The organism is Nonomuraea sp. NPDC050786 (genome assembly GCF_040654115.1).
Taxonomy (GTDB): Bacteria; Actinomycetota; Actinomycetes; order Streptosporangiales; family Streptosporangiaceae; genus Nonomuraea.
In genome coordinates this window covers 177,089-200,380 of the sequence record NZ_JBFAHJ010000003.1, presented here as the reverse complement: position 1 = coordinate 200,380, position 23,292 = coordinate 177,089, and the positions used below count along the sequence as shown (strand labels likewise).

General features: G+C 70.7%; 21 protein-coding genes. 9 read left to right on the top strand and 12 right to left on the bottom strand.

Features of this window, described 5'->3' with window-relative positions; all coding sequences use genetic code 11:
• Positions 1-667: 667 nt before the first annotated feature.
• The 3 genes from AB0H84_RS08525 to AB0H84_RS08515 all read right to left on the bottom strand — a co-directional run bounded on the left by AB0H84_RS08525 (position 668) and on the right by AB0H84_RS08515 (position 2,806).
• Positions 668-1,372 carry a GNAT family N-acetyltransferase gene (locus tag AB0H84_RS08525; protein WP_357600199.1) on the bottom strand — a complete coding sequence of 235 codons (705 nt, stop codon included), beginning with the start codon at positions 1,370-1,372 and terminating at the stop codon, positions 668-670.
• Positions 1,373-1,521: 149 nt separating this feature from the next.
• Positions 1,522-2,172, bottom strand: coding sequence for a hypothetical protein (locus AB0H84_RS08520; RefSeq protein WP_357600196.1), 651 nt, complete (start codon positions 2,170-2,172; stop codon positions 1,522-1,524).
• On the bottom strand, positions 2,153-2,806 hold the full coding sequence (locus AB0H84_RS08515) for a DUF433 domain-containing protein (RefSeq protein ID WP_357600193.1): 654 nt from the start codon (positions 2,804-2,806) through the stop codon (positions 2,153-2,155). The genes AB0H84_RS08520 and AB0H84_RS08515 overlap by 20 nt, the downstream gene beginning before the upstream one ends.
• 304 nt (positions 2,807-3,110) lie before the next feature.
• Between AB0H84_RS08515 and AB0H84_RS08510 the strand changes: the two genes are divergently transcribed.
• Positions 3,111-3,995, top strand: coding sequence for a fructosamine kinase family protein (locus AB0H84_RS08510; RefSeq protein WP_357600191.1), 885 nt, complete (start codon positions 3,111-3,113; stop codon positions 3,993-3,995).
• Positions 3,996-4,320: 325 nt separating this feature from the next.
• On the opposite strand, the gene AB0H84_RS08505 is transcribed toward AB0H84_RS08510, so the two are convergent.
• Together AB0H84_RS08505 and AB0H84_RS08500 are read right to left on the bottom strand one after the other, a co-directional pair.
• Positions 4,321-4,980 carry a TrkA family potassium uptake protein gene (locus AB0H84_RS08505; protein ID WP_345002424.1) on the bottom strand — a complete coding sequence of 220 codons (660 nt, stop codon included), beginning with the start codon at positions 4,978-4,980 and terminating at the stop codon, positions 4,321-4,323.
• Positions 4,980-5,645, bottom strand: coding sequence for a TrkA family potassium uptake protein (locus tag AB0H84_RS08500; protein ID WP_357600188.1), 666 nt, complete (start codon positions 5,643-5,645; stop codon positions 4,980-4,982). Before AB0H84_RS08500 ends, AB0H84_RS08505 begins: the two co-directional genes overlap by 1 nt.
• Before the next feature lie 102 nt (positions 5,646-5,747).
• Between AB0H84_RS08500 and AB0H84_RS08495 the strand changes: the two genes are divergently transcribed.
• Positions 5,748-7,790: an APC family permease gene (locus AB0H84_RS08495; RefSeq protein WP_357600185.1), complete on the top strand. Its 2,043-nt coding sequence runs from the start codon at positions 5,748-5,750 to the stop codon at positions 7,788-7,790.
• Positions 7,791-7,799: 9 nt separating this feature from the next.
• On the top strand, positions 7,800-9,050 hold the full coding sequence (locus AB0H84_RS08490; RefSeq protein WP_357600182.1) for a class I SAM-dependent RNA methyltransferase: 1,251 nt from the start codon (positions 7,800-7,802) through the stop codon (positions 9,048-9,050).
• A gap of 60 nt (positions 9,051-9,110) precedes the next feature.
• Here the strand turns inward: AB0H84_RS08490 and AB0H84_RS08485 are convergent, their stop codons facing one another.
• Positions 9,111-9,671 carry a TetR/AcrR family transcriptional regulator gene (locus tag AB0H84_RS08485; protein ID WP_357600179.1) on the bottom strand — a complete coding sequence of 187 codons (561 nt, stop codon included), beginning with the start codon at positions 9,669-9,671 and terminating at the stop codon, positions 9,111-9,113.
• A gap of 105 nt (positions 9,672-9,776) precedes the next feature.
• Between AB0H84_RS08485 and AB0H84_RS08480 the strand changes: the two genes are divergently transcribed.
• The gene (locus tag AB0H84_RS08480) at positions 9,777-10,316 is read left to right on the top strand and encodes a cupin domain-containing protein (RefSeq protein ID WP_357600176.1); all 540 of its coding nucleotides are present in this window, start codon (positions 9,777-9,779) and stop codon (positions 10,314-10,316) included.
• Positions 10,317-10,391: 75 nt separating this feature from the next.
• Here the strand turns inward: AB0H84_RS08480 and AB0H84_RS08475 are convergent, their stop codons facing one another.
• The 4 genes from AB0H84_RS08475 to AB0H84_RS08460 are packed head-to-tail and all read right to left on the bottom strand — an operon-like array spanning position 10,392 to position 14,234.
• Positions 10,392-10,991 (bottom strand): response regulator transcription factor, encoded by a 600-nt coding sequence (locus AB0H84_RS08475; RefSeq protein ID WP_357600173.1) that lies wholly within the window; start codon positions 10,989-10,991, stop codon positions 10,392-10,394.
• Positions 10,988-12,076 (bottom strand): histidine kinase, encoded by a 1,089-nt coding sequence (locus tag AB0H84_RS08470; RefSeq protein WP_357600170.1) that lies wholly within the window; start codon positions 12,074-12,076, stop codon positions 10,988-10,990. The genes AB0H84_RS08475 and AB0H84_RS08470 overlap by 4 nt, the downstream gene beginning before the upstream one ends.
• On the bottom strand, positions 12,076-13,197 hold the full coding sequence (locus AB0H84_RS08465) for a histidine kinase (protein WP_357600167.1): 1,122 nt from the start codon (positions 13,195-13,197) through the stop codon (positions 12,076-12,078). Before AB0H84_RS08465 ends, AB0H84_RS08470 begins: the two co-directional genes overlap by 1 nt.
• 50 nt (positions 13,198-13,247) lie before the next feature.
• Positions 13,248-14,234 carry a hypothetical protein gene (locus AB0H84_RS08460; RefSeq protein ID WP_357600164.1) on the bottom strand — a complete coding sequence of 329 codons (987 nt, stop codon included), beginning with the start codon at positions 14,232-14,234 and terminating at the stop codon, positions 13,248-13,250.
• 145 nt (positions 14,235-14,379) lie between these two features.
• Here AB0H84_RS08460 and AB0H84_RS08455 point away from each other — a divergent pair, with 145 nt between their 5' ends.
• From AB0H84_RS08455 to mug, 5 genes are read left to right on the top strand one after another with little or no spacing between them, the layout of a single operon-like run.
• A complete protein-coding gene (locus AB0H84_RS08455) occupies positions 14,380-15,297 on the top strand; it encodes an LLM class F420-dependent oxidoreductase (RefSeq protein ID WP_357600161.1) in 918 nt (305 codons plus the stop codon).
• A gap of 41 nt (positions 15,298-15,338) precedes the next feature.
• Positions 15,339-16,880 (top strand): 3' terminal RNA ribose 2'-O-methyltransferase Hen1, encoded by a 1,542-nt coding sequence (locus AB0H84_RS08450; protein WP_357600158.1) that lies wholly within the window; start codon positions 15,339-15,341, stop codon positions 16,878-16,880.
• Positions 16,864-19,323, top strand: a complete 2,460-nt coding sequence (locus AB0H84_RS08445) for a polynucleotide kinase-phosphatase (protein WP_357600155.1) — start codon at positions 16,864-16,866, stop codon at positions 19,321-19,323. Before AB0H84_RS08450 ends, AB0H84_RS08445 begins: the two co-directional genes overlap by 17 nt.
• A gap of 47 nt (positions 19,324-19,370) precedes the next feature.
• Positions 19,371-20,771, top strand: a complete 1,401-nt coding sequence (locus AB0H84_RS08440; RefSeq protein WP_357600152.1) for a sugar porter family MFS transporter — start codon at positions 19,371-19,373, stop codon at positions 20,769-20,771.
• A 30-nt stretch (positions 20,772-20,801) separates the two neighbouring features.
• Positions 20,802-21,317 (top strand): G/U mismatch-specific DNA glycosylase, encoded by a 516-nt coding sequence (gene mug, locus AB0H84_RS08435; protein ID WP_357600150.1) that lies wholly within the window; start codon positions 20,802-20,804, stop codon positions 21,315-21,317.
• Here the strand turns inward: mug and AB0H84_RS08430 are convergent.
• Together AB0H84_RS08430 and AB0H84_RS08425 are read right to left on the bottom strand one after the other, a co-directional pair.
• Positions 21,287-22,228: a CAP domain-containing protein gene (locus AB0H84_RS08430; RefSeq protein ID WP_357600146.1), complete on the bottom strand. Its 942-nt coding sequence runs from the start codon at positions 22,226-22,228 to the stop codon at positions 21,287-21,289. The genes mug and AB0H84_RS08430 overlap by 31 nt on opposite strands.
• Positions 22,229-22,611: 383 nt before the next feature.
• Entirely contained in the window at positions 22,612-23,292 is a 681-nt protein-coding gene (locus AB0H84_RS08425) for a DUF6879 family protein (RefSeq protein WP_357600144.1), read from the bottom strand.

The window sequence follows — 23,292 nt, the reverse complement described above, 5'->3', positions numbered from 1 at the left end:
ATGGTCCGACATTTTCGTGCGTTGCCATTTCCCGTGATATCTGCCCTCCGTGTCGGGATCAGACGAAGTATCGGACGCCACGGCCATCCGATCAAGAGGTGTGCGGAATTAATTCGCGCGGCCTCGCGACGCCGGATGCGGTTTGCATTTCTGTGCCGACGCCATGTCCGCCCGAGCTCGATGCCGTCGCCACGTTCGCTGACGGCTGTGGCGGCGCCCAGGCCGATCCCTGCCTCCAGAGGCGATCTGCCTGGTCGTCCGGCACGAGAAGAGGCCGGAAGGTCTCTGCCGCCCAGGCGGCCAGGCCCGTGAAGTGCGTTATTGCTCCAGGATGCAAACGTTTGACCCGCAGAGCCTTTTCCGGCATTCTTCGGAGAAGACCGACATTGTCGCAGTATGCATATTGGCTGATTTCGACGCTGAGGTCGTTCCAGCTGGAAGATTTTCTATCTCTACGGCTCGCGCCACACTTGTTCGAGCTGAATTCTGTGCTGCGCACAGTGAAATTCGGGCGGGCAGGCCGGTGGCGCTGGAAGAACCGATGGACGCGATCGCCGCCCCGGCTGCTGCCGCGCGCCCGGGTCCCGTAAAACGTTCACGGCGATTCCCGCCGCACGACTGTCGGCCGGCGGCGGCTGTAGATCATTGCCTGGATGGGCGGAGCCCGTCACGGCGTGCGGAACCCTCGGAAGGTCACGTGCTTGCGGGTCTCGAAGCCGAGCCGCTCGTAGAGGGCGATCGCACCGGTGTTCGCCTCGGCCACATGCAGAAAGGGACGTTCGTCGCGAGCCACGATACGCGTGACCAGCGCGCTGACCAGGTTGGCGGCGTGTCCTCGCCCGCGCGCCTCGGGGGCGGTGCAGACGGCACTGATCTCGGCCCATCCCGGTGGCCGGAGTCGTTCACCCGCCATCGCCACCAACGTGCCCTCGTCGCGGACGCCGAGATAGGTGCCGAGTTGGTGGGTACGCGGCCAGAACGGCCCCGGTTGGGTCCGCGCGACGAGGTCGAGCATCTCGGGCACGCTCTCTGCATCCAGTTCCACCACACCGGCGATGGCCTCGGCGGGTGGCTGATCGGGTCGGCTGCTGCCGGACCAGATCATCTGCCGGCCTTCAAGGGTGAAGGCCGGCTCCCAGTCCGACGGCGGTGTCGCCGCACAGCTGAACATGTCGGCGAGTTCCCCCCGACCGAGCAGGCGAGCGAGGTCGGCCCAGTCATCCGGACCCGGCTCGGCGGTTATCGCGGAGAAGGTCGCGACCTCCGGCTGGTAGGTGGCGGCCCGGCCGAGCCGGCGGGCGAGGTGTGCGTGGTGACCGCGCAGTGATTCGCCCACCGGGTCGTCGAGTGCGGTGGCCTCGCGGTTCACCATGGTGTTGCGCCTCTCGTGTCGTGCGGGGTCGACGGGGCCCGCTTGGAGAACCGATCACATCCAGCCGGCCATCCTGCGAACACCATCGCAGCCACCGCACCCGGGTGGGTGCGTGGGGCGCCCGATGGGCAGGGCGGATTCTGATGCGGTCAGCAGGGCGCGCCATACTGCGGGCGGTCTCCGGCTTGGCTGGGGGTAAGTACGAAGGACAGCGGACGGCGTCGGCGGCCGGCCTGCTCCCGGTCTTTGCCCAGGTCGCCGTCGCGGGTGTTTGCCGCCTTTGGCGCAGCCCCTTTTCCTGCTCGATCGTACGCCTCGTCCACGTGACATCGGCGCGCGGTCGTGTGCATGATCACAGCAGCGAGGGCCAGAACTTCGGCGGCGTCTTGGCCGGATCTATGAGATGCAGGCGACTGGCCGCAGTCGGATCGATACCACGCAAGCTGATCAGCCGCTGGCATCGACTCTTCCAGCAAGGCCAATGCGCCAGGCAGACCGGCCGCGACGGTCGCGATCGCGATGCCGATCCCGACCAATCCTGGGTGCTTGTGCGAGTATTCGATCCGATGTATTCCGGAGGTGGCGATGGCCGCGACCTCTCGTGGACGCTGCATCTGCCGCCCGTCGTTGGTCAGGATCGCATCAAACCCGTCAGCCGCAGCCCGAGGGTAGAGCGACTCGTCGCGGGTTCCAGACCAGCCATCGAGGTCGAGCAGGTGCACGATTCCGTGGTTCAGGATGAATGTGGTGAGAACCTGATGGAGCGGCTTGGGGACGTTCTCATCCAGCAGCAGCCTCACGCGGCTCCCTCGGGGGGTCATAGCTGTCGACGTAATCAGCGAAGTCCTTCGCATCCAACGCTGCCGGGGCCGTCACGCTCGGGTAGTACTTGGAGATCTGCTCGGCTGGTACCCCATCACGCAACAACGCTGCGACCTCGTCATAGGGCACGCGGGTGCCTTCGATCACCGGTATTCCGCCCCTGATGGCAGGATCGACGGTGACGTGATCACGCGGCCGAAGTAGATCGGGAATGTGCCGGCCATCTCGGTAGAACGGGCGTAGGACGTCGACCATCTCATGGATGACCACATGGGCCTTACGATGCACGAGATCGGTTGCCTGCCCCGGCTCGACGAGATAGATCGTGGAGCCATCGGCCGCCAGGCGGTAAGCCGACAGATGCGCACGCTCCTGTAGATCGTCACGAAGCGTGTCCAGGGCTCGCCGGATCTTCTGCAGCGAGGTGTCATTGCGCAGCTTCACGCAGGTCCGCAGCGCCACCAGGTCGCGGAAGGAGTAGAGGATGGGGCGGATCTCGGAGATCTCGGGGATGAGCACAGCCCCACGGCTGGCGCTGGCCTTACGCCAGTGCGCGAGTTGGCGAAGCGTGGCGCCCGACAGCGCCGCAGCGAGTTTTGGACTGTAGGACATCGGCTCCCCTCCTCCTCTCCTCGATCGTGAATCCGCCTCGGAGTCATCATCGCAAAGATCTCCTCACTGCACAGGCATTGGCCGCAGTCCGTCACTCTGTGATTGCTCATGGCTCCTGAAACCGGGATCCGACCGATCTCGGTCGCGGACGCCGCACCAGCCGACGCTCCTCACAAGGCCGCGCGGATAGGCGGTCAACAGGGCGGCGTTGAGGATGCGCGGTCCAGCGAGAGTCCAAGGAGTGAGCCGCCGCGGGCTCGGCCCTGATTGCCATGATGCGTGACCAGCAGAGAGGATCACACCCGTGACAGATGAGATGCCCTTTCTGCTCGAACGCCTGCACACGGCCGGCCTGACCGACGTCGTCGCGGTCGAGCCGGTCGCTGGAGGCCTCGCCGCGACCGCGGGGCTCGCGCGCCGCGGTGACGGCACGTCGGTGTTCGTCAAGGCGTTCGGCGAGCCGCTGTCGGACGACGTCTTCGCCGCGGAGGCCGAAGGGCTCACCGTGCTGCGCGAGACGGGCGGCGTTGCCACGCCCGAGGTCATCCTCGCGGAGCGCGACCTGCTCGTGCTGTCCGTGGTGCAGCCCCGGCCGGGCACTGAGGCTTTCTGGGAACAGTTCGCGCATGCGCTCGCCCACCTGCACACCACGACGCAATACTCCCGATTCGGGTGGCACCGGGACAACTGGCTGGGTCGTCGCCGGCAGGTCAACACCTGGGATGACGACGGGTTCGAGTTCTTCGCCCAGCACCGTCTGCTGCGCTGGCTCGGCGAGCGTCGCGTCCAGGAGGCGCTCGACGCCGCGGACCGGGCGGCGCTGGAGCGGCTGTGCGACCGGCTGCCGGAGTTGCTGCCGGTAAGGCCCGCGTGCCTGACGCACGGCGACCTGTGGGCGCTGAACGTCATGGCCACTCCCGACGGGCGGCCCGTGCTGATCGACCCGGCGGTGTCGTACACGTGGGCCGAGGTCGACCTGGCCCACCTGTGGACGACTGCGCCGCCGCCCGAGGCGCATGTGTTCTTCAAGCTGTACGCCGAGCTGACCGGGCTCGACCGCGACTGGCGCGAACGCATGCCGATCCTCCAGCTCCGCCAGCACCTGGCCGTGATCGCCCAGTTCGACCCCGACTGGGGCGCCGCCGACCTCGTGCGCGCCACGCTCGCCCCGTTCCGGAAGCGGTCCTGAGCTCAAGTCAGAGGATCACTGCCTTCGGACGGCTGTGGAGGAGCCATGGCTGTCACATAGTTGATGCTCGCGGCTGCTACCTGAAGGAGGCTCGTGCGCCTTCGACGCGAAGGTTTCCAGCGCGCGCAGCGAGCGGGTCTCGGGTGGGCTCCAGCAGGCCCACCCGGTAACCAGGCAACGGGTGGGGATGGCGAGCGGAGCGAGCGGGGTTGTCCGGGGGGTCGAAGGGGCGGAGCCCCTGGGAGGAAGGGCCCGAGTGCTCGCCTGGCGCGTAGCGCCCAAATGCGAGGACCTTGCTTTTCGACCCCAGGGACCCGATCGGCTACTAGTGCTGGGAGAGGAGGTGGGCGAGCTCCTGCTCCACCTCCTGGTTGGCCACGAACAGCAGTTCGTCCCCCGCCTCCAGCGGGTCGTCCGCCGTCGGCACCAGGACCCGGCCCTCCCTGAGGATCGCCACCAGCGCCGCGTCCACCGGCCACGGTACGGAGCCCGCTCGCTGGCCCACGACCGGCGCGTCCTCCGCCAGCGTGAGCTCCACCAGGTTGGCCTGGCCCTGGCGGAAGGTCATCAGGCGGACGAGGTCGCCGACGCTGACCGCCTCCTCCACCAGCGCGCTCAGCAGGCGTGGGGTGGAGACGGCCACGTCGACGCCCCACGACTCGTTGAAGAGCCACTCGTTGTTGGGGTGGTTGATGCGGGCCACCACGCGCGGCACGCCGTACTCCGTCTTGGCCAGCAGGGAGACGACCAGGTTGACCTTGTCGTCGCCGGAGGAGGCGACCACGACGTGGCAGTTGTTGAGGCCGGCCTCGTCCAGGGAGGCGATCTCGCAGGCGTCGGCGAGCAGCCACTCGGCGCGCGGCACGCTGTCGATCTTGATGGCTCGGGGGTCGATGTCGATGAGCAGGACCTCGTGGCCGTTCTCCAGGAGCTCGGCGGCGATGGAGCGGCCGACGGCGCCTGCTCCGGCGATGGCGACGCGCATCACTCCTCCTCTTCCGGTGCCGCGGCGAGCACCTTGTTGATGCGGTCCATGTCGTTCTCCGCGGCGATCACGTGCAGCACGTCGCCCTCCTGCACCACGGAGTCGTCCGTGATGGTCAGGGCCTCGCCCATGCGGTTGATGAAGGCGACGCGCGTCCGTACGCGTGATTCGAGGTCGACGACGCGGGTGCCGATCCAGTCGGAGTGGGCGGTGACCTCGGCCAGGATGACGGTGCCCGTGGGATCGCGCCAGAGGGGCTCGGCGCCCTCGGGGAGGATGCGGCGCATGATCTGGTCGGCCGTCCAGCGGACGGTCGCCACCGTGGGGATGCCCAGCCGCTGGTAGACCTCGGCCCGGCGGGGGTCGTAGATGCGGGCGACCACGTTGTCCACGCCGAACGTCTCGCGGGCCACGCGCGCGGAGATGATGTTGGAGTTGTCGCCGCTGGAGACCGCGACGTACGCGGCGGCGGACTCGATGCCGGCCTCGGTGAGCACGTCGCGATCGAAGCCGATGCCGGTCACCCGCCGTCCCCGGAATCCGGCGCGCAGCCGCCGGAACGCCTGCGGGTCGCGGTCGATGATGGCGACGGAATGGCCGCTGTCTTCGAGGATGTGGGCGAGAGTCGAGCCGACCCGGCCACACCCCATGATCACTATATGCATTTCCCCCCGCATGTTCGCGGTCGGCCGGTTGCTGGACACCAGTATGGCCCGAGGGGGGAGCGCCTCGTTTAGGAGCTCGGCATGGGGCTAGCATCAGGTTACGTGGCGAAGGTAACGGATCTTGTCAAACGCTTGCTCGTGGGACGTGCCCTACGAAGCGGGCAGCTCCACGAGCAACTCCTCCCTAAACGGATAGCACTCCCGGTTTTCGCGAGCGACGCGCTCTCTTCTGTGGCGTATGCGCCTCAGGAGATCCTGGTCATCCTGTCACTGGCCGGTGTCTCCTTCTATACATACAGCCCGTGGGTCGCGATCGCCGTCGTGGTCGTGATGCTCACCGTCGTGGCGTCGTACCGGCAGAACGTGCACGCCTATCCCAGCGGCGGCGGCGACTACGAGGTGGCCACCACCAACCTCGGCAAGAACGCCGGGCTCACCGTCGCCAGCGCGCTCATGGTCGACTACGTGCTGACCGTCGCGGTGTCCGTCGCCAACGGCGTCGACTACGTCGGCGCCACCATCCCGTTCGTGGGCGAGCACAAGCCCGCCATCGCCATCGTCATCGTGATCCTGCTCACCGTCGTCAACCTGCGTGGCATTCGTGAGTCCGGCGTCGCCTTCGCCATCCCGACGTACGCATTCATGATCGCCGTGCTGGGCCTGATCGCCTGGGGCGGGTTCCGGCTGCTGGTGCTGGGGGACGAGCTCCAAGCGCCGAGCGCCCACTTCACCATCGAGCCCGAGCAGACCAACCTGGCCTCCTTCGCCGCCGCGTTCCTGATCCTGCGCGCGTTCTCCTCCGGCTGCGCAGCGCTGACGGGGGTCGAGGCCATCAGCAACGGCGTGCCCGCGTTCAGGAAGCCCAAGAGCAAGAACGCCGCCACCACGCTGCTGATGATGGGCCTGGTCGCGATCACCATGTTCGGCGGCATCATCGCGCTCGGCCTGGCCTCCGGGGTGAAGGTGGCCGAGCCGTCCGTAGTCGCGGAGGACCTGCTCAGGCCCGACGGCACGCCCGTCGGCCCCGGCTACTACCAGCAGCCGATCATCTCCCAGGTGGCCGACGCGGTGTTCGGCGGCGGTTCGCTGCCGTTCGTGGTGATCTCGGCGGTGACGGCGCTGATCCTCTTCCTGGCGGCCAACACCGCGTTCAACGGCTTCCCGGTGCTCGGCTCGATCCTGGCGCAGGACCGCTACCTGCCGCGCCAGCTGCACACCCGCGGCGACCGGCTGGCCTTCTCCAACGGCATCATCATCCTGGCGGCGGGCGCGTGCCTGCTGCTGTGGGGCTTCCAGGCGGATGTCAGCCGGCTGCTGAACCTCTACATCGTCGGCGTCTTCGTCTCGTTCACGCTCAGCCAGACCGGCATGGTCATCCACTGGACCCGCCACCTGAAGACCGAGACCGACCCCAAGGTGCGCCACCAGATGCACCGCTCCCGAGTGATCAACTTCTTCGGCGGCATCATGACGGGGCTCGTGCTGGTGGTCGTGCTGCTGACGAAGTTCCTGGTCGGGGCGTGGATCGTCTGCCTGGCGATGCCGGTTCTCTTCCTCATGATGAAGGGCATCAGGCGCCACTACGACAACGTGGCCGCCGAGCTGGAGGTCACCGAGGACTACGAGCCGGCCATGCTGCCCGCGCGCAACCACGCGATCGTGCTCGTCTCGAAGATCCACAAGCCGACCCTGCGCGCGCTCGCGTACGCCCGCGCCACCAGGCCGTCCAAGCTGGAGGCCGTCACGGTGGGCGTCGAGGGTGAGGAGGCACGCAAGCTGCAGGAGGAGTGGGAGCGGCGGGGCATCCCGGTGCCGCTCAAGATGCTCGACTCGCCGTACCGGGAGATCACCCAGCCCATCCTCGACTACGTCAAGACCCTGCGGCGGGGCTCGCCGCGCGACGTGGTGACCGTGTTCATCCCCGAGTACGTGGTCGGCCGCTGGTGGGAGCACCTGCTGCACAACCAGAGCGCGCTCAGGCTGAAGGCGCGGCTGCTGTTCAAGCCGGGGGTCATGGTGACGAGCGTGCCCTGGCAGCTGCACTCCTCCGACCGGCTCAAGGGCCGGCCCGAGCCGTTCGCCCCCGGGGCCGTGCGCCGGCCCTGGCACCAGACCGTCAAAGATGAGGAGCGGCTCCGGGCATAGGGTGTCCTTGTGGAACAGGCATCTCTCGAGCTGACAGTAGGTCCGGTCGCGCACGGCGGCTGGTGCGTGGCACGCCACGAAGGGCGGGTGGTGTTCGTCCGGCATGCCTTGCCCGGCGAGCGCGTCATCGCCCGCGTCACCGAGGAGACCGCCCGGTTCCTGCGCGCCGACGCGGTCGAGATCCTGGAGGCCTCGCCCGACCGGGTGGTGCCGCCCTGCCCGTACGCAGGTCCTGGCCGGTGCGGTGGCTGCGACTGGCAGCACGCCACGCTGGAGGCGCAGCGGCGGCTCAAGGCGCAGGTCGTGGCAGAGCAGCTGCGGCGGCTCGCGGGCATCTCGCGCGAGGTCGTGGTGGAGGAGGTGCCGGGCGCCAAGGACGGGCTCGGCTGGCGCACGCGGGTGCAGTTCGCCGCCCAGCCCAGCGGCGAGCTGGGCTTCCGCCGGCACCGGTCACACGAGATCGAGGTCGTGGACGCCTGCCTGATCGCGCATCCCGAGGTGGAGGCGGTCGGAGCCGAGCAGCGCACCTGGCCGGGAGCGGCCGGCGTCGAGGTCATCGCGTCCTCCGCCGGCGACCGGGCCGTGGTGATCGCGCCCAAACCCCGGCGGAGCGTGACCGTGCCCGATCTCGACGCGCCCGCCTCGGTCCTGCTCGACGAGGGCAAGGGCCGTACGGTGCCGCGGCGCGGCTCCGGGGTGCTGCGCGAGCAGGTGGGCGACCGGGAATTCCGGGTGGCGGGGAGCGGCTTCTGGCAGGTGCATCCGGGCGCCGCCGAGACTCTGGTGGACGCGGTGCTGGCGTACGCGGCGCCGGAGCCGGGGGAGTGGGCGCTCGACCTCTACTGCGGAGTGGGGCTCTTCGCGGCCGGGTTGGCCGAGGCCGTGGGGCCGTCCGGCGCGGTGTTCGGCCTGGAGTCCGACGCGGCGGCCGTACGCGATGCCCGGGCCAACCTCCGCGACCTGCCGCAGGCCCGGGTGGAGCGGGGGCGCGTCGAGGAGGCGCTGGACCGCTTCCAGATCGAGCGCGCCGACCTCGTGGTGGTGGACCCGCCCAGGTCCGGGCTGGGGCGCGAGGTGGTGGAGCGGATCGCGTCGCTGGAGGCGCTGCGCATCGTGTACGTGTCGTGCGACCCGGCCACGCTGGCGCGCGATCTCGCCTGGCTGGCGGAGCGCGGTTACCAGCTGTCTGATCTGCGGGCCTTCGACGCCTTCCCGATGACCCACCACGTGGAGTGCGTGGCGCTGCTGTCCCGAGCGTGACCTCAGTGCCTGTGAACACGTTCCGATGACCCACGGACCGGCCTCAGCCGGCGTGCACCGTCATGACGGCAGGAAGACGGCGGTCGCCTCGTCGGCGAGTGCGGCGGAGTGCGGGGCGTCCGGATCGGTCTGCGCCAGGTGCAACAGCCCGAGGATGGCCGCGTAGGCGACCCGTGCCCGAGACGCCGCCCGGTCGGGCGGCAGGCCGAGCTCGCGGTAGGTACGAGCCAGGAGTTCCAGCCGGGCCTGATTCACCCGGTGAACCGCATCCCTGACCCGGGGGTCGTTGCGGTCGCCGAGCAGGCTCAGATGCACCGATGGCGCCAGCGGCTGGACGGCCTGCACGACAGCGGTGAGCAGCTCGCGCAACCGCCGTGCTGGGTCGGCGATCGCGGCGAATTCGGCGAGGCCTCCCTCGCCGTGACTTCGCACCCAGTCCGCGAGCGCCGCCGCGATCAGCTCGTCGCGGTTCCGGTAGTGCGCGTAGAAACTGCCCTTGGTCACGCCGAGCGTCCGCGCCAGCGGTTCGACCGCGACCGCGGCCAGCCCGCCGTCCGCGATCGCCTTGAGCGCGGCCTGCGCCCAGTCCTGGGCGGACAGCCGGGTCGACTCGTTCACCACGGGCAACAGGATACGCGGAGGTATTGCCGGGTTCGCAGACAAAGGATACGGTGGCGTATTGATACGCCACCGTATTCATACGCGATAATATTCAGGGCGGAGCGCATGAAGATTCGCCGAGTGGTCACCGGGCACGACGCCGGGGGCAAGGCCCGCGTGGTCGACGACGGGGATGTCGAGCCCATCACTTCCGAGCTGATGCCCGGCTTTGCGGCCTACCGGCTGTGGGGGCGGGACGAGCGGCCCACGTTCCCGGACGATGGCTCGCCGCGGCGCGCTGAGGCGTGGTACCCGCCCCGCGACGGATCACGCTTCATGATCAACACGATCCCTCCGGGCGAGCTGGTCCTGCCTCCGGATCTCGATATGGCCGCGGCCTTGGAGGAGCTGGAGCGGCAGATGCCGGGCGCGATGGCCGCAATGGAGCCCGACGCTCCGGGGATGCACACCACCGACAGCATCGACTACGTCATGGTCGTCTCAGGCGAGGTCACGCTGGAGCTCGACGACGGCGAGCAGACGGTGTTGCGGGCAGGCGACGTGGTCATCCAGAACGGCACCCGGCACGCCTGGCGCAACCACGGCACCGAGTCCTGCACGATCGTCGGCGTCGCGATCGGCGCAGAGCGCACCCGGCTCACATAGTCCGGATGGACGCAAGGACGTGTGCATCACGCTGGGACAGAACCGGCGCCACGGCACGTCGAAGGCGTGCGGCGCTCAGAGCCAGCCCATGCGCTGGGCGGTCCGGATGGCCTCCAGGCGGTTCTGGGCGTTGAGCTTGGCCATCGCGCTCGACAGGTAGTTGCGTACGGTGCCCTCGGTCAGATGCAGCTCGGCCGCGATCCGCGAGATCGTGGCCCCGTCACCGGCCAGCCGGAGCGCGTCGCGCTCCCGCTCGGTGAGCGGGCTGTCGCCGGCGGCCATCGCCGCCGCGGCCAGTTCGGCGTCGAGATAGCGGCCCCCGGCCTGGACCTTGCGGATTGCCATGGCCAGCTCCTCGGCCGAGGCGTCCTTGCCGAGGAAGCCGCTCACGCCCGCCGCCATGGCCCTGCGCAGATAGCCGGGGCGGCCCAGGCTGGTCAGGATGATGATCTTGCACTGGGAGCTGATCCGCTCGGCCGCGCTGAGGCCGTCCATGCCGGGCATCTCGATGTCGAGCACGGCCACGTCGGGCCGGTGCTCGGTCACGGCGGCCGCGACCTCGTCGCCCCTGCCCACCTGGGCGACGACCTCGATGCCGTCCTCGAGGTCGAGCAGGGCCGCGATGGCGCCTCTGATCAGGTGCTCGTCGTCCGCCAGCAAGACCCTGGTCGTCATGCCGGCACCGCCGCCCGCAGCAGGTAGCGGCCCTCGGGCGTCGGCGCGGCCTCCAGGGTGCCGCCCGCCGCGCGCACGCGCTGGGCCAGGCCCGCCAGGCCGTTGGGCGTGTGCTCGCCCGCCGGTCCGCTCAGCCCGTCGTTGGACATCTCCAGCACTCCGTCCTCGATCGTGATCGTGCAGCGTTCGGCCTTGCTGTGCTTGAGCACGTTCGTCGCGCCCTCGCGCACGACCGTGGCCAGCAGCGTGCGGGCCTCCGGCGGCAGGGAGCCGGTCTCGGCGTGCACGGTACACCGTACGTCCGCCGCCTCCAGCACCGCGCGCACGCTGGCCAGCATCTCGTCCAGGTCGACGGCCCGGTAGCTCTGCACGACCGAGCGGACCTCGCGCAGCGACTGCCTGGCCAGGTCGCGGACCGCGAACATCTCGTCGGCGGCCGCGCGGGCGTCGGCGGGCAGCACGTGTGCGGCCTTCTCGGTGCGGGCCGCGATGTCGACGAGGCTCTGCCCGAGCAGCGAGTTGAGGTCGTGGGCGAAGCGCAGCCGCTCCTCCGACACCGCCAGCCTGGAGCGCGCCTCCTGCCCTTCGTGGGCCTCCTTGGCCACCCGCCACAGCCACAGGTTGGCCAGCACGCCGCCCACGCTGATGACGGTCAGCAGCGTCTGCACCAGGAGCAGCCCGAGCACGTCCGCGCCCAGCAGCCCCATGCAGAGGTTGTAGGCCGCGACGGTCAGCACCGACATGACGACGATGGTGCGCCTGCGCACGAACGGCGCCAGCGCCGCCAGCCACGCCGGGATGGCCCACATGAGCCCGATGACGGCGAGGAGCAGGGCGATGATCCCGGTCACCACCAGGATCGCCGTCGGACGGGAGCCGCCCCGCATGGCGATCCGGTGCGGCCGGGTCGCCAGCACGTTGAAGGCCAGCAGCAGGACGGCGCCGGTCACGAGGACCGGCAGGGACACCCCCGCCTGCCAGCGGACGTACAGGTCGTAGTAGCCGATGAGGGCGACCAGCATGACGCCGTCGGTGGAGTAGACGATCAGCCAGCGGACCTTGTCGAGCTTCGTCGCGCGCCGCATCACGTCGGCACCGCCGCACGCAGCAGGAACTCCCCGCTCGGGGTGGGCTCCGCGGAGAACGAGCCGCCCGCCGTGGCCAGCCGCTCCGACAGGCCGCGCAGGCCGTTGCCGGGGACGGGCGGCTGCTCGGGCACACCGTCGTTGAGCATCTCGAGCACACCGCCGTCGATGGTGATCGCGCAGCGGGTGGCGGTGCTGTGCTTCAGCACGTTGGTGGCCCCTTCGCGGACCGCCCACGCCAGCAGCGTCCTGGCGGACGGCGACAGGCCGTCCGCCCTGGCGTCGATCAGGCAGCGGGCGCCCGCCGCCTCGAGCGCCGCCCGCGCGCCGGCCAGCTCCTCGTCCAGGTCGAGCGTCCGGTAGCCGTGCACCGCCTGCTGCACCTCGGCCAGCGAGTCGCCGGCCAGCCGGCGCACCTGGCCCATCTCGTCGGCCGCCCGCCCGGCGTCCTTGGTCGCCAGCTTGGCGGCCAGCTCGCTCTTGAGCGTGATGACCGCCAGGCTGTGCCCGAGCAGGTCGTGCAGGTCGCGGGCGAAGCGCAGCCGCTCTTCCGACACCGCCAGCCGGGCCTTGGCCTCCTTGCTGTCGTGGGCGTCCCTGATCGTCCACCAGAGCCAGCGCCAGAGCAGCATGGCGGAGGTGAGCACGATGGCGCTGATCGTCTCGGGGATCAGCACATCCGGCCAGGCCCGGTCGCTGATCGCCGCGGTGTAGCCGCTGACCAGGCCCACCACGCCCACGCCCAGGCAGACGGTCACGGCCAGCGGGACGTACAGCGCCGCGGCCGACAGCCACAGCACCCCTACCTCGAGCCAGCTGGGCGTGTCCTGCGGCGACTGGTGCGGCAGCAACGCGACCGCGACCGCCGCGAACAGCGCCGCGATCAGCAGCTTGGGCGTGGGACGGTCGGGCCTGGCGTCATAGGCGTCCCTGAGCAGGAAGGGGAAGAGCCCGAAGAACCCGAGCAGGCAGACGATCGTGATGGTCGCATTGAGGGGGGAGATCAGGCCGGCCGTGGCGTGCAGCAGGGTGATGGTCACCATCAGCACGACTAACAGGACGATCACGGCGTCCATCCAGTAGAGCAGGAGCTTCCGCGCCGTCTCCGGACGCGCCGCCATCACGTCTCCCCCCTGCTGCCGGGACCTCGTCGGTCCCGGAAATCCTATCTTCAGGGAGGGGGGCGCCGAAGAATCCGGGACACGTCCGGTTCCGGAGCGACTCCGCGCAGCGACAGCCAGGCAAGCCCGTGGCGGGCGGCGTACGCGGTCAGCGTGCGGGCGTCGGTCTCGTTCAGGTCGCCCGAGTCCGACAGCACGGGGGTCAGCGCGATGCGCCCCCACGCATCCTCGGGGTCGGCCAGGCCCTGGGCCTGCGCGATCTGGTCCCTCGCGGCCAGTACGGACGCCGCCATCCGCTGCAGGCGGCCGTCGGCGGAGCCGCGCGGCTCGATCTCGGCCAGCAGGTTGACGGTGCCGATCTCGGCGCCCGCCTGGCGGGTGGCGCGCAGCATCGCCACGTCGCCCGCCTCCAGCCCGTCCTGTCCCAACGGCAGGGTGAAGCTGACCTGGAGCGGCCGCTCGCGCTGCATGGCGTAGATGGCCCGCGCCCGGCGCAGCACGGCGGCCCTGTCGTCGCTGTCGCGGACCTCGAAGTCGACGGTGGCCGCGTCGAACGCCCCGACCACCCTGCGGTAGGCGGTCGCCAGCCCGCCGGGCCTGGTGCAGGTGTCGGCCAGCTCCCGCCCCTCCGGGCCGCCGAACACGGGCGCGGCGTCGCCGCCCAGGGCCCTGAGCCGGCCGATCCGGTTGGCCACGGGGTTCCTGCCGGGGTCGAGCGGATCGGAGTCGGACGGGCCGTGCCACTTGGGCGCGCAGCCGTCGTCGCCCGCCACTAGGTGGCCGAGCGCGTAGTGGCGCACGCCGGTGCGCCGGGACTCCTTGGGCAGGTCGAAGCCCGGTTCGAGGGCGGTGTCGACGAATTCGACGAAGCCGGCGGGCGGCTCGTCTGCCACCGGTGGCGAGACGGCAGGGGAGTGCCTCACCACCGGCGGCGGCTTCGGTGCGGGGCTGGCGCCCGCCGGGAGCATGCGCCATGCCATGCCGGTGACCCCGGCGAGCGTGAGCGCGCCGAGGATGGAGAGCGGGCGCGGGAGCATGCCTGGCTCCCTCTTGTGCCGTGGCATAGGCAACCCCGTGTGGTCAGTCGGCTACGTACCGGCGCTGTCGCGAACGCTAGCAAGCACGCGGGGCTCCGGGCGGGGCTTTTCCGGCACGCGTCCGTTGTGTACGCATAATGGCGTCATGAAGCTGCGGATCTTCACCGAGCCACAGCAGGGCGCGACATATGACGACCTGCTCACCGTCGCCCAGGCCACCGAACGGCTGGGTTTCGACGCTTTCTTCCGTTCCGACCACTACATGCGCATCGGCCCCGGTGACCCGGGCCCCGGCTCCACCGATGCGTGGATCACCCTTGCCGGCCTGGCCAGGGAGACCTCGAGGATCCGCCTCGGCACCCTGGTGACGCCGGCCACGTTCCGGATGCCCGGACCGCTGGCCATCAGCGTCGCGCAGATCGACCAGATGAGCGGCGGCCGGGTCGAGCTGGGCTTCGGCACCGGCTGGTTCGACGCTGAGCACGCGGCGTACGGCATCCCGTTCCCGCCGCAGAACGAGCGGTTCGGGCGGTTCGAGGAGCAGCTCGAGATCATCACGGGCCTGTGGACCGCGGAGAAGGGCTACTCCTTCGAGGGCAGCTACTACCGGGTGGCTGACTCGCCCGCTCTGCCCAAGCCGGTGCAGCAGCCCAGGCCGCCGATCATCATCGGCGGGCTCGGCGCCAAGCGCACCCCGCGGCTGGCGGCGACGTACGCGGACGAGTACAACCTGCCGTTCCACACGCTGGCCGACACGGCCCAGGGGTTCGGCCGGGTGCGCGAGGCCTGCGAGACCACCGGGCGCAGCCTGGCCTACTCGGTGGCGCAGACCACCATCGTGGGCCGGGACCGGGCGGAGGTCGAGCGGCGCGCGGCCGCCGTCGGCGAGAACCCCGACACGCTGCGGGAGAACGGCCTGGCCGGCACCCCGGCCGAGGTGCTGGAGAAGATCGGGAAGTTCGCCGAGCTGGGCGCCGACCGGATCTACCTGCAGATCCTGGATCTGTCGGACCTGGAGCACCTGGAGCTGATCGCCGCCGAGGTGCTCCCGCACGTCGGGTAATCGAATGGCGGCGCTTCGCGGGGGTACGGCAGACTTGGGGCGTGTTGCTGACGATCACGACCACCGCGAGGCCCGCCACGGACCTGGGCTTACTCCTGCACAAGCATCCCGAGCGGGTGCAGGAGTTCGGCCAGTCGTTCGGCACGGCCACGGTGTTCTACCCCGAGGCGGGCGACGAGCGCTGCACGGCGGCGCTCCTGCTCGAGGTCGACCCGATCGCGCTGGTCAGGTCGCGCGGCAAGAGCTCGCCCGACTTCAGCCTGTCGCAGTACGTCAACGACCGCCCGTACGCGGCCTCCTCGCTGCTGGCCGTGGCGCTGGCCGACGTGTTCCGCACCGCGCGGGCCGGCCGGTGCAAGGCCAGGCCGGAGCTGCCCGGCACGCCGCTCCCGCTGGAGCTGCGGCTGCCCGCGCTGCCCTGCCGGGGCGGCCCGGAGCTGGCGGCGCGGCTGTTCAAGCCGCTCGGGTGGGAGGTGGACGCGCAGGCGCTGCCGCTCGACGAGGGCTTCCCCGAGTGGGGCCCGTCGCGCTATGTCCGGCTCACCCTGCGCGGCACGGCGCGCCTCGCCGACGCGCTCAACCACCTGTACGTGCTGCTGCCCGTCCTCGACGACGGCAAGCACTACTGGATCGCGCCCGACGAGGTCGACAAGCTCATCAGGGCCGGTGAGGGCTGGCTGCACGGTCACCCCGAGCGCGGCCTGATCAGCCGGCGCTACCTGGGGCGGCGCTGGGCGCTGGCCCGCACCGCGCTGGCGCGGCTGGCTGAGCTGGGCGACGAGACCGAGGAGCAGCTGGAGCCCGCGGTCGAGGAGGACGCGCCCGCCGGGGAGAGCGCCGCCGACGAGGCGGCCGCCGCGGAGGCCGAGGCCCAGGGCGACGCCGCCGCGGAGGCTGAGGTCCAGGGCGACGCCCCCCCGGCGGAAGCGGAGGCCGAGGTCCAGGGCGACGCCCCCGTGGAGGAGGCTCCCAAGAGGACGCCGCTGAACGTCACGCGCCGCGAGGCCGTGCTCGCCAAGCTGGAGGAGCTCGGCGCGGTCAGCGTGATCGACCTCGGCTGCGGCCAGGGCGAGCTGGTCGGCGCCCTGCTGGCCAGGCCCAGGTTCGCCCGGGTGGGCGGCATGGACGTGTCGTCGATGGCCCTCACGATCGCCGCCCGCAAGCTGCGCCTCGACCGCATGCCCGACAGCAAGCGCGCCAGGCTCACCCTGTTCCAGGGCGCGCTCACGTACACCGACAAGCGCCTGTCCGGCTACGACGCCGCGGTGCTCATGGAGGTGATCGAGCACGTCGACCCGCCCCGGCTGGCCGCGCTGGAGAACGTCGTGTTCGGCCACGCCAGGCCCCACCACGTGCTCGTCACCACCCCCAACATCGAGCACAACGTCCGCTACGAGTTCCTGACCGGGCTGCGCCACCCCGACCACCGCTTCGAGTGGACCCGGGCCGAGTTCGCCGCCTGGGCCGCCCGCGTGGCCGGCCAGTACGGCTACCGCGTCGCGTTCGAGCCGGTCGGCGAGGACGACCCCGAGGTCGGCCCGCCCACCCAGATGGGAGTGTTCACCCGTGATCAGCGTTCCTGAGCTCTCCCTGGTGGTGCTGATCGGCGTCTCGGGCAGCGGCAAGTCGACGTTCGCCCGAAAGCACTTCAAGCCCACCCAGGTCATCTCCTCCGACTTCTGCCGCGGCCTGGTCGCCGACGACGAGAACGACCAGTCGGCCACCCCCGCGGCCTTCGACCTGCTGCACCACATCGTCGGCGTGCGGCTGGCCAGGGGCCTGTTCACCGTGGTCGACGCCACCAACGTCCAGTACGCCGCCCGCAAGAGCCTGGTCGAGCTGGCCAGGCGGCACGACGTGCTGTGCGACGCGATCGTGCTCGACGTGCCGGAGGAGGTGGCCATCGAGCGCAACGCCGCCCGCCCCGACCGCGACTTCGGCCCCGGCGTGGTGATCCGCCAGCGCAAGGACCTGCGGCGCTCGCTGAGCAGGATCTCGAACGATGGCTTCAGGCGGGTGCACGTGCTGCGCGGCCTGGACGAGATCGACAGCGCGGCGATCACGTACGAGAAGGCGTGGTCCGACAGGACCGAGCTGACCGGCCCCTTCGACATCATCGGCGACATCCACGGCTGCCGCTCCGAGCTGGAGACGCTGCTGCGCAGGCTCGGCTGGGATGGCCTGACCCACCCGGAGGGCCGCACCGCCGTGTTCGTCGGCGACCTGGTGGACCGCGGGCCCGACACCCCCGGCGTGCTCCGCCTGGTGATGGAGATGGTCGAGGCGGGCACCGCGATCTGCGTGGCCGGCAACCACGAGCAGAAGCTGGTGCGCGCGCTCAACGGCCGCAAGGTCAAGGTCGCGCACGGCCTGCAGGAGTCGCTCGACCAGCTCGCCGAGCAGCCGCCCGAGTTCGTCGAGCGGGCCAGGACGTTCATGGACGGCCTGCTCAGCCACTACCGGCTCGACGGCGGCCGCCTGGTCGTCGCGCACGCGGGGCTCAAGGAGGCCTACCACGGCCGCGCCTCCGGCCGGGTACGCTCCTTCGCCCTGTACGGCGACACCACCGGCGAGACCGACGAGTACGGCCTGCCGGTCCGCTACCCGTGGGCCGAGGAGTACCGCGGCAGGGCCATGGTCGTCTACGGCCACACCCCCACGCTCCGCCCCGAATGGGTCAACAACACGATCTGCCTCGACACCGGCTGCGTCTTCGGCGGCCACCTGACCGCGCTGCGCTACCCCGAGCGCGAGATCGTCCAGGTCCCCGCGGAGAAGGTCTGGTACGAGCCGCTCAAGCCCCTCGGAGGCCCCGCCCGCGATCCCGGCATGCTGGACATCAACGACGTGACCGGCACCCGGCACGTCGAGACCCGGTTCGGCGCCCGCGTCAAGGTCCTGGAGGAGAACGCGGCCGCCGCTCTGGAGGTCATGAGCCGGTTCGCGGTGGACCCGCGCTGGCTGGTCTACCTGCCGCCCACCATGGCGCCGCCGGAGACGTCCAAGCTGGACGGCTACCTGGAGCACCCGCACGAGGCGTTCGAGGAGTTCGCCGCCGCCGGGGTGCGCGAGGTCGTGTGCGAGGAGAAGCACATGGGCTCCCGGGCCGTCGCCGTGCTGGCCAGGACGCCGGAGGTGGCGGCGGCCAGGTTCGGCGTGACGGACGGCAGCGCGGGCGCCGTCTACACGCGCACCGGACGGCCGTTCTTCCACGACATGGCGCCGCTGGTCACGCGGCTGCGCGAGGCGTGCGAGCCGCTCTGGGCCGAGCTCGGCTCGGACTGGGTGGTGCTCGACTGCGAGCTGCTGCCCTGGTCGGCCAAGGCCGGCGAGCTCATCAGGTCGCAGTACGCCTCCGTCGGGGCGGCCGCCCGCGCCGCGCTGCCCGAGGCGGTCTCCGCCCTGGAGGCGGCGGCCGGGCGCGGGCTGGATGTGGGCGGACTGCTGACCCGCACCCGCCGCCGCTCCCACAACGCTGCCCTGTTCCGCGACGCCTACGCACGGTACTGCTGGCCGGTCGACGGCCTGGAGGGCATCCGGCTGGCGCCGTTCCAGATCCTGGCCTGCGAGGGGCGGGCCACGGCGCTGGAGCCGCACGCCTGGCACCTGTCCACGCTGGCGCTGCTCGACTCGCCGCTGATCACCCGTACCCGGCACGTCTTCGTCACGCTCGACTCGCCGGAGTCCCGGGCTGAGGCGACCGCGTGGTGGGAGTCGCTGACGGCGGCGGGCGGCGAGGGCATGGTGGTCAAGCCCGCCTCGTACGTGGGCGGCCGGGTGCAGCCGGGGGTGAAGGTGCGCGGGCGCGAATACCTGCGCATCATCTACGGCCCCGACTACACCGACTCGCTCGACGTGCTGCGCAGGCGCTTCCTGGGCAAGAAGCGCTCCATGGCGCTGCGCGAGTACGCGCTGGGGCTGGAGGCGCTGTCGCGGCTGGCCGACGGAGAGGCGGGCTGGCGGGTGCACGAGCCGGTCTTCGCCGTGCTGGCGCTGGAGTCGGAGCCGGTCGACCCGCGGCTTTAAGGCCGTGGCCTGCGGGTATGTCCCCGACACCCCGGGGGAGGACCTGCATGTCTACCAAATACGCCCATCACGAGCACCTGGGCCACGTCGTGTTCATCACGGCGGCCGCCGCCATCGGAGGGTTCCTGTTCGGCTACGACAGCGCGGTCATCAACGGCGCGGTCGTCGGGATACAGAAGCACTTCCACGTGGGGCCGGTCCGGACGGGGTTCGTGGTCGCCATCGCGCTGCTCGGCTCCGCCGTGGGGGCGTGGGCGGGCGGCGGGATGGCCGACCGGCTGGGGCGTACGAGGACGATGCAGGTCGCGGCGGTGCTCTTCGCGATCAGCTCGATCGGGCAGATGCTGCCGTTCGCCCTGTGGGACCTGGCGTTCTGGCGCGTGGTCGCGGGCTTCGCGATCGGCATGGCGTCGGTGATCAGCCCCGCGTACATCGCCGAAGTGGCGCCGCCGGCCTATCGGGGCCGGCTGGGGTCGTTCCAGCAGCTGGCCATCGTGCTCGGCATCGCGGTCTCCCAGCTCGTCAACTACTTGATCGTCGAGCTGGCCGGCGGCAACGTGAACAACCCTCTGGGGCCGCTGCAGGCCTGGCAGTGGATGCTGGGCGCCTGTCTCGTGCCCGCCCTGCTCTACCTGGTGTTCGCGCTGACCATCCCCGAGTCGCCGCGCTACCTGATCATGTCGGGGCGCACCAGGCGGGCGCGGGAGGTGCTGGCCGAGGTCGAGGGCGAGGACGTCGACCTCGATGCCCGCATCGCCGAGATCCAGCACGTGCTGCGCACCCAGCGCGTGCCGACGCTGAAGGACCTGCGCGGGCCCGGCTCCGGGCTGCTGCCGATCGTCTGGATCGGGATCACCCTCTCGGTGTTCCAGCAGTTCGTCGGCATCAACGTGATCTTCTACTACTCGTCCGTGCTCTGGCAGTCGGTCGGCATCAACCAGGCCGAGTCGCTGCTGATCAGCTTCTCCAGCTCGATCATCAACATCGTGGGCACGTTCATCGCGATCTCGCTGGTGGACCGGATCGGGCGCAGGCCGCTGCTGCTGATCGGCTCGGCCGGGATGACGGTCGCGCTGGCCACCGCGGGGTGGGCGTTCAGCGCCGCCCGGGTCGTGGGGAAGTCGGTCACGCTGCCGGACCCGCAGGGGCCGATCGCGCTCGTGGCGGCCAACGTGTTCGTGCTCTTCTTCGCGCTGTCCTGGGGTGTGGTGGTCTGGGTGCTCCTGGGGGAGATGTTCCCCAACCGCATCCGCGCCGCCGCCCTGGGCGTCGCGGCGGGGGCGCAGTGGATCGCGAACTGGGCGATCACGGTGTCGTTCCCCGCGCTGGCGCAGTGGAACCTGGCGGCCACCTATGCCATGTACGCGTGCTTCGCGCTGCTGTCGTTCCTCTTCGTCATCAAGTGGGTGCGGGAGACCAAGGGCCGCAAACTAGAAGACATGGGCTGATCTCCGGCGACATGGGCTAACCTCCGGCACGTGATAGACGACGTCCTGGGTCCCTCGCTCGACGTGCTCTTCTGCGGCATCAACCCCGGCCTCATGTCCGAGGCCACCGGCCACCACTTCGCCCGGCCGGGCAACCGCTTCTGGCCCGCGCTGCACCTGTCCGGCTTCACGCCGCGCCTCCTGGCGCCTGCCGAGCAGCACCTGCTGCCCTCGTACGGGCTGGGCATCACGAACATCGTCGCCCGCCCCAGCGCCAAGGCGTCGGAGCTGACCAGGCAGGAGCTGATCGAGGGCGGCCGGACGCTGGCGGCGAAGGTGGCCGGCGCGGCGCCCAAGGTGCTGGCCGTCCTCGGGATCTCGGCCTACCGGACGGCATTCGCCCGCCCCAAGGCCCGCATCGGCCCTCAGGACGAGGTCGTCGGCGGGGCCAGGGTCTGGGTGCTGCCCAACCCCAGCGGGCTGAACGCCCATTGGACCCTGGCCACCATCGCCGATGAGATGGCCCGGCTCCGCGGCTACTTGGCGACGAAGTCCTGGGTCCAGTAGATCCGGCCCTGGGGGTTCCTGGCCGCGCCGACGCCGATGAGGTTGTAGTCGCAGTTCATGATGTTCGCCCGGTGGCCCGGGCTGTTCATCCAGCCCTCGACCACGGAGGCCGGGGTGGGCTGGCCGAAGGCGATGTTCTCCGCGAAGCCCGTCCCGCCGGAGAAGCCCGCCCCCCTGATCCGGTCCATGAAGTCGCGGCCGTCCTTGGAGGTGTGGTCGAAGTAGTCCTGCTTCGCCATGTCGGCGGAGTGACCGAACGCGGCCGCGCGGAGCAGCGGGTCGAACCTGAGCGGCCCGCAGCCGCCCTTCGCCCGCTCGGCGTTGGTCAGCCTGAGGACCTCGTTCTCCTGGGCCGTGCCGACCGTGCTCCGTGACGGGGCCGTGGTGGGCGTCGAGGGGCTGCTGGGGGTGGGGGTGGCGGTGGGGCTGGGCGTGCTCGCGGGGGCGCAGGCCAGCTTGGCGGCCTTCGACTTGGCGGTACGGCCGCGGTAGTCGGTGGCGAACGCGTAAAAAGTGCCCGATTTGCAGGGGAGCGCCAGGGTGACGCGGCCGTTCTTGGTGGCCCCGCTCTTGACGACGGGGTCGGTGCCGGGGACGGCGCGCATGATGCGGATGCGCATCAGCGCCGGATCGGCGCAGCCGCGACGGGTGGCGAACGAGGTGATCCTGCCTTTGGCGCCGAGCCGCGGCTTGGCGACGCGCACGCGGCACGCGGCGTCAGACGCCACGGTCGAGCCGCGTGCCGCCGATGAGCCGGGCGTCGCCGAGCCCTGCGCCGCCGCCGTGCCCTGGGTTGCCGGCGGGGCCGGAGCCTCTGCCGCGCCCTGCGTCGCGGTTCCGGCCGCACAGCCGGTCGCGGAGAGCGCCGCCAGGGTCAGGAGCCCGCCGAATACCCCAAGGGGTCTACGCATAGGGGGTTGCCTCCCAGTCGGGATAGACGCTGGATGGCTAGGCATTCTGTCGGGAACGAAACCCATTTGTCATCAAATTGGGATATTTGCCACATGACGCCGGTAAACCAATGTGATCGCTGAGGCGTCTGTGCCGCCGCCGCGCGGGCCCGGATATCCCTACGCCGTCGGAAATCGCGAGCCGCGATCTTCGTCACGGTCGCCTGAAGATACGCACGGCACAGGCGTCCGGTTCGGATGGCAGGCGTCTCCATCAGGGTCTGCACGGTGATAAGGGCGGCCAAGCCGTGGCCGGCGGCGGGGTGCCACCGGGGAACTGCTGGAGGCCGAGCCCGGCCATTTCGTGGCCTGCGCGCAGCCGGAGACCTGCCGAGGAGGGCCCGTCAGACCCTGAACTCCTCGGTGCGGTGCGCGTAAGCGGGCACCGCGGCCCGCATCTCGTCGGTGACCAGCGGCGGCGGCAGCGGCACGATCTCCCGCTCGTGGAAGTCGAGGACGTGCTCGCCCTCGTCGAACAGCCCCTGGACCGCCCGCAGGCACGGCTCGACCACCGCGCGATCGGTGATCCGCCGGCCGCCCATGCCCCCGCCGTACCGGTCGTACAGCACTTCGTACATCAAGGACGGAGAGAAGATCACCAGCTCCGGCAGCGGGTCGAGGTCAGCCACCTGCGCGGCGCGCACCACCCGGCATGGCGAGCCGGCCCTGGCGCGCAGGGCCAGCACGTGCATCTCCCACTGCAGATACGCGCTGATCGGGAACTCCACCACCCGCACCCGCCGGACCGGGACGCGGTGGCGGAAGTAGTCGGCCACGGGCGCCGCCATGCGGTCGGCCAGGGCCAGCGAGCGCTCCCAGTCGCCGTCCATCATGGCCCGCCAGCTCGCCACGTCAGGCTCGTAGAAGTGCTGCGCCCGCTCCAGCTTCCACATCGGCTCGGCGCAGGCCGCGTGGTCGCGGTCGAAACCGGCTTGGTACTCCGGCACATCCAGGACGAGGCCGTCGGCGTGGGCGACGGCGGCGAACGGATTGTGGCGGCGGGCCGGAGTGCCCTGCTCGGTCAT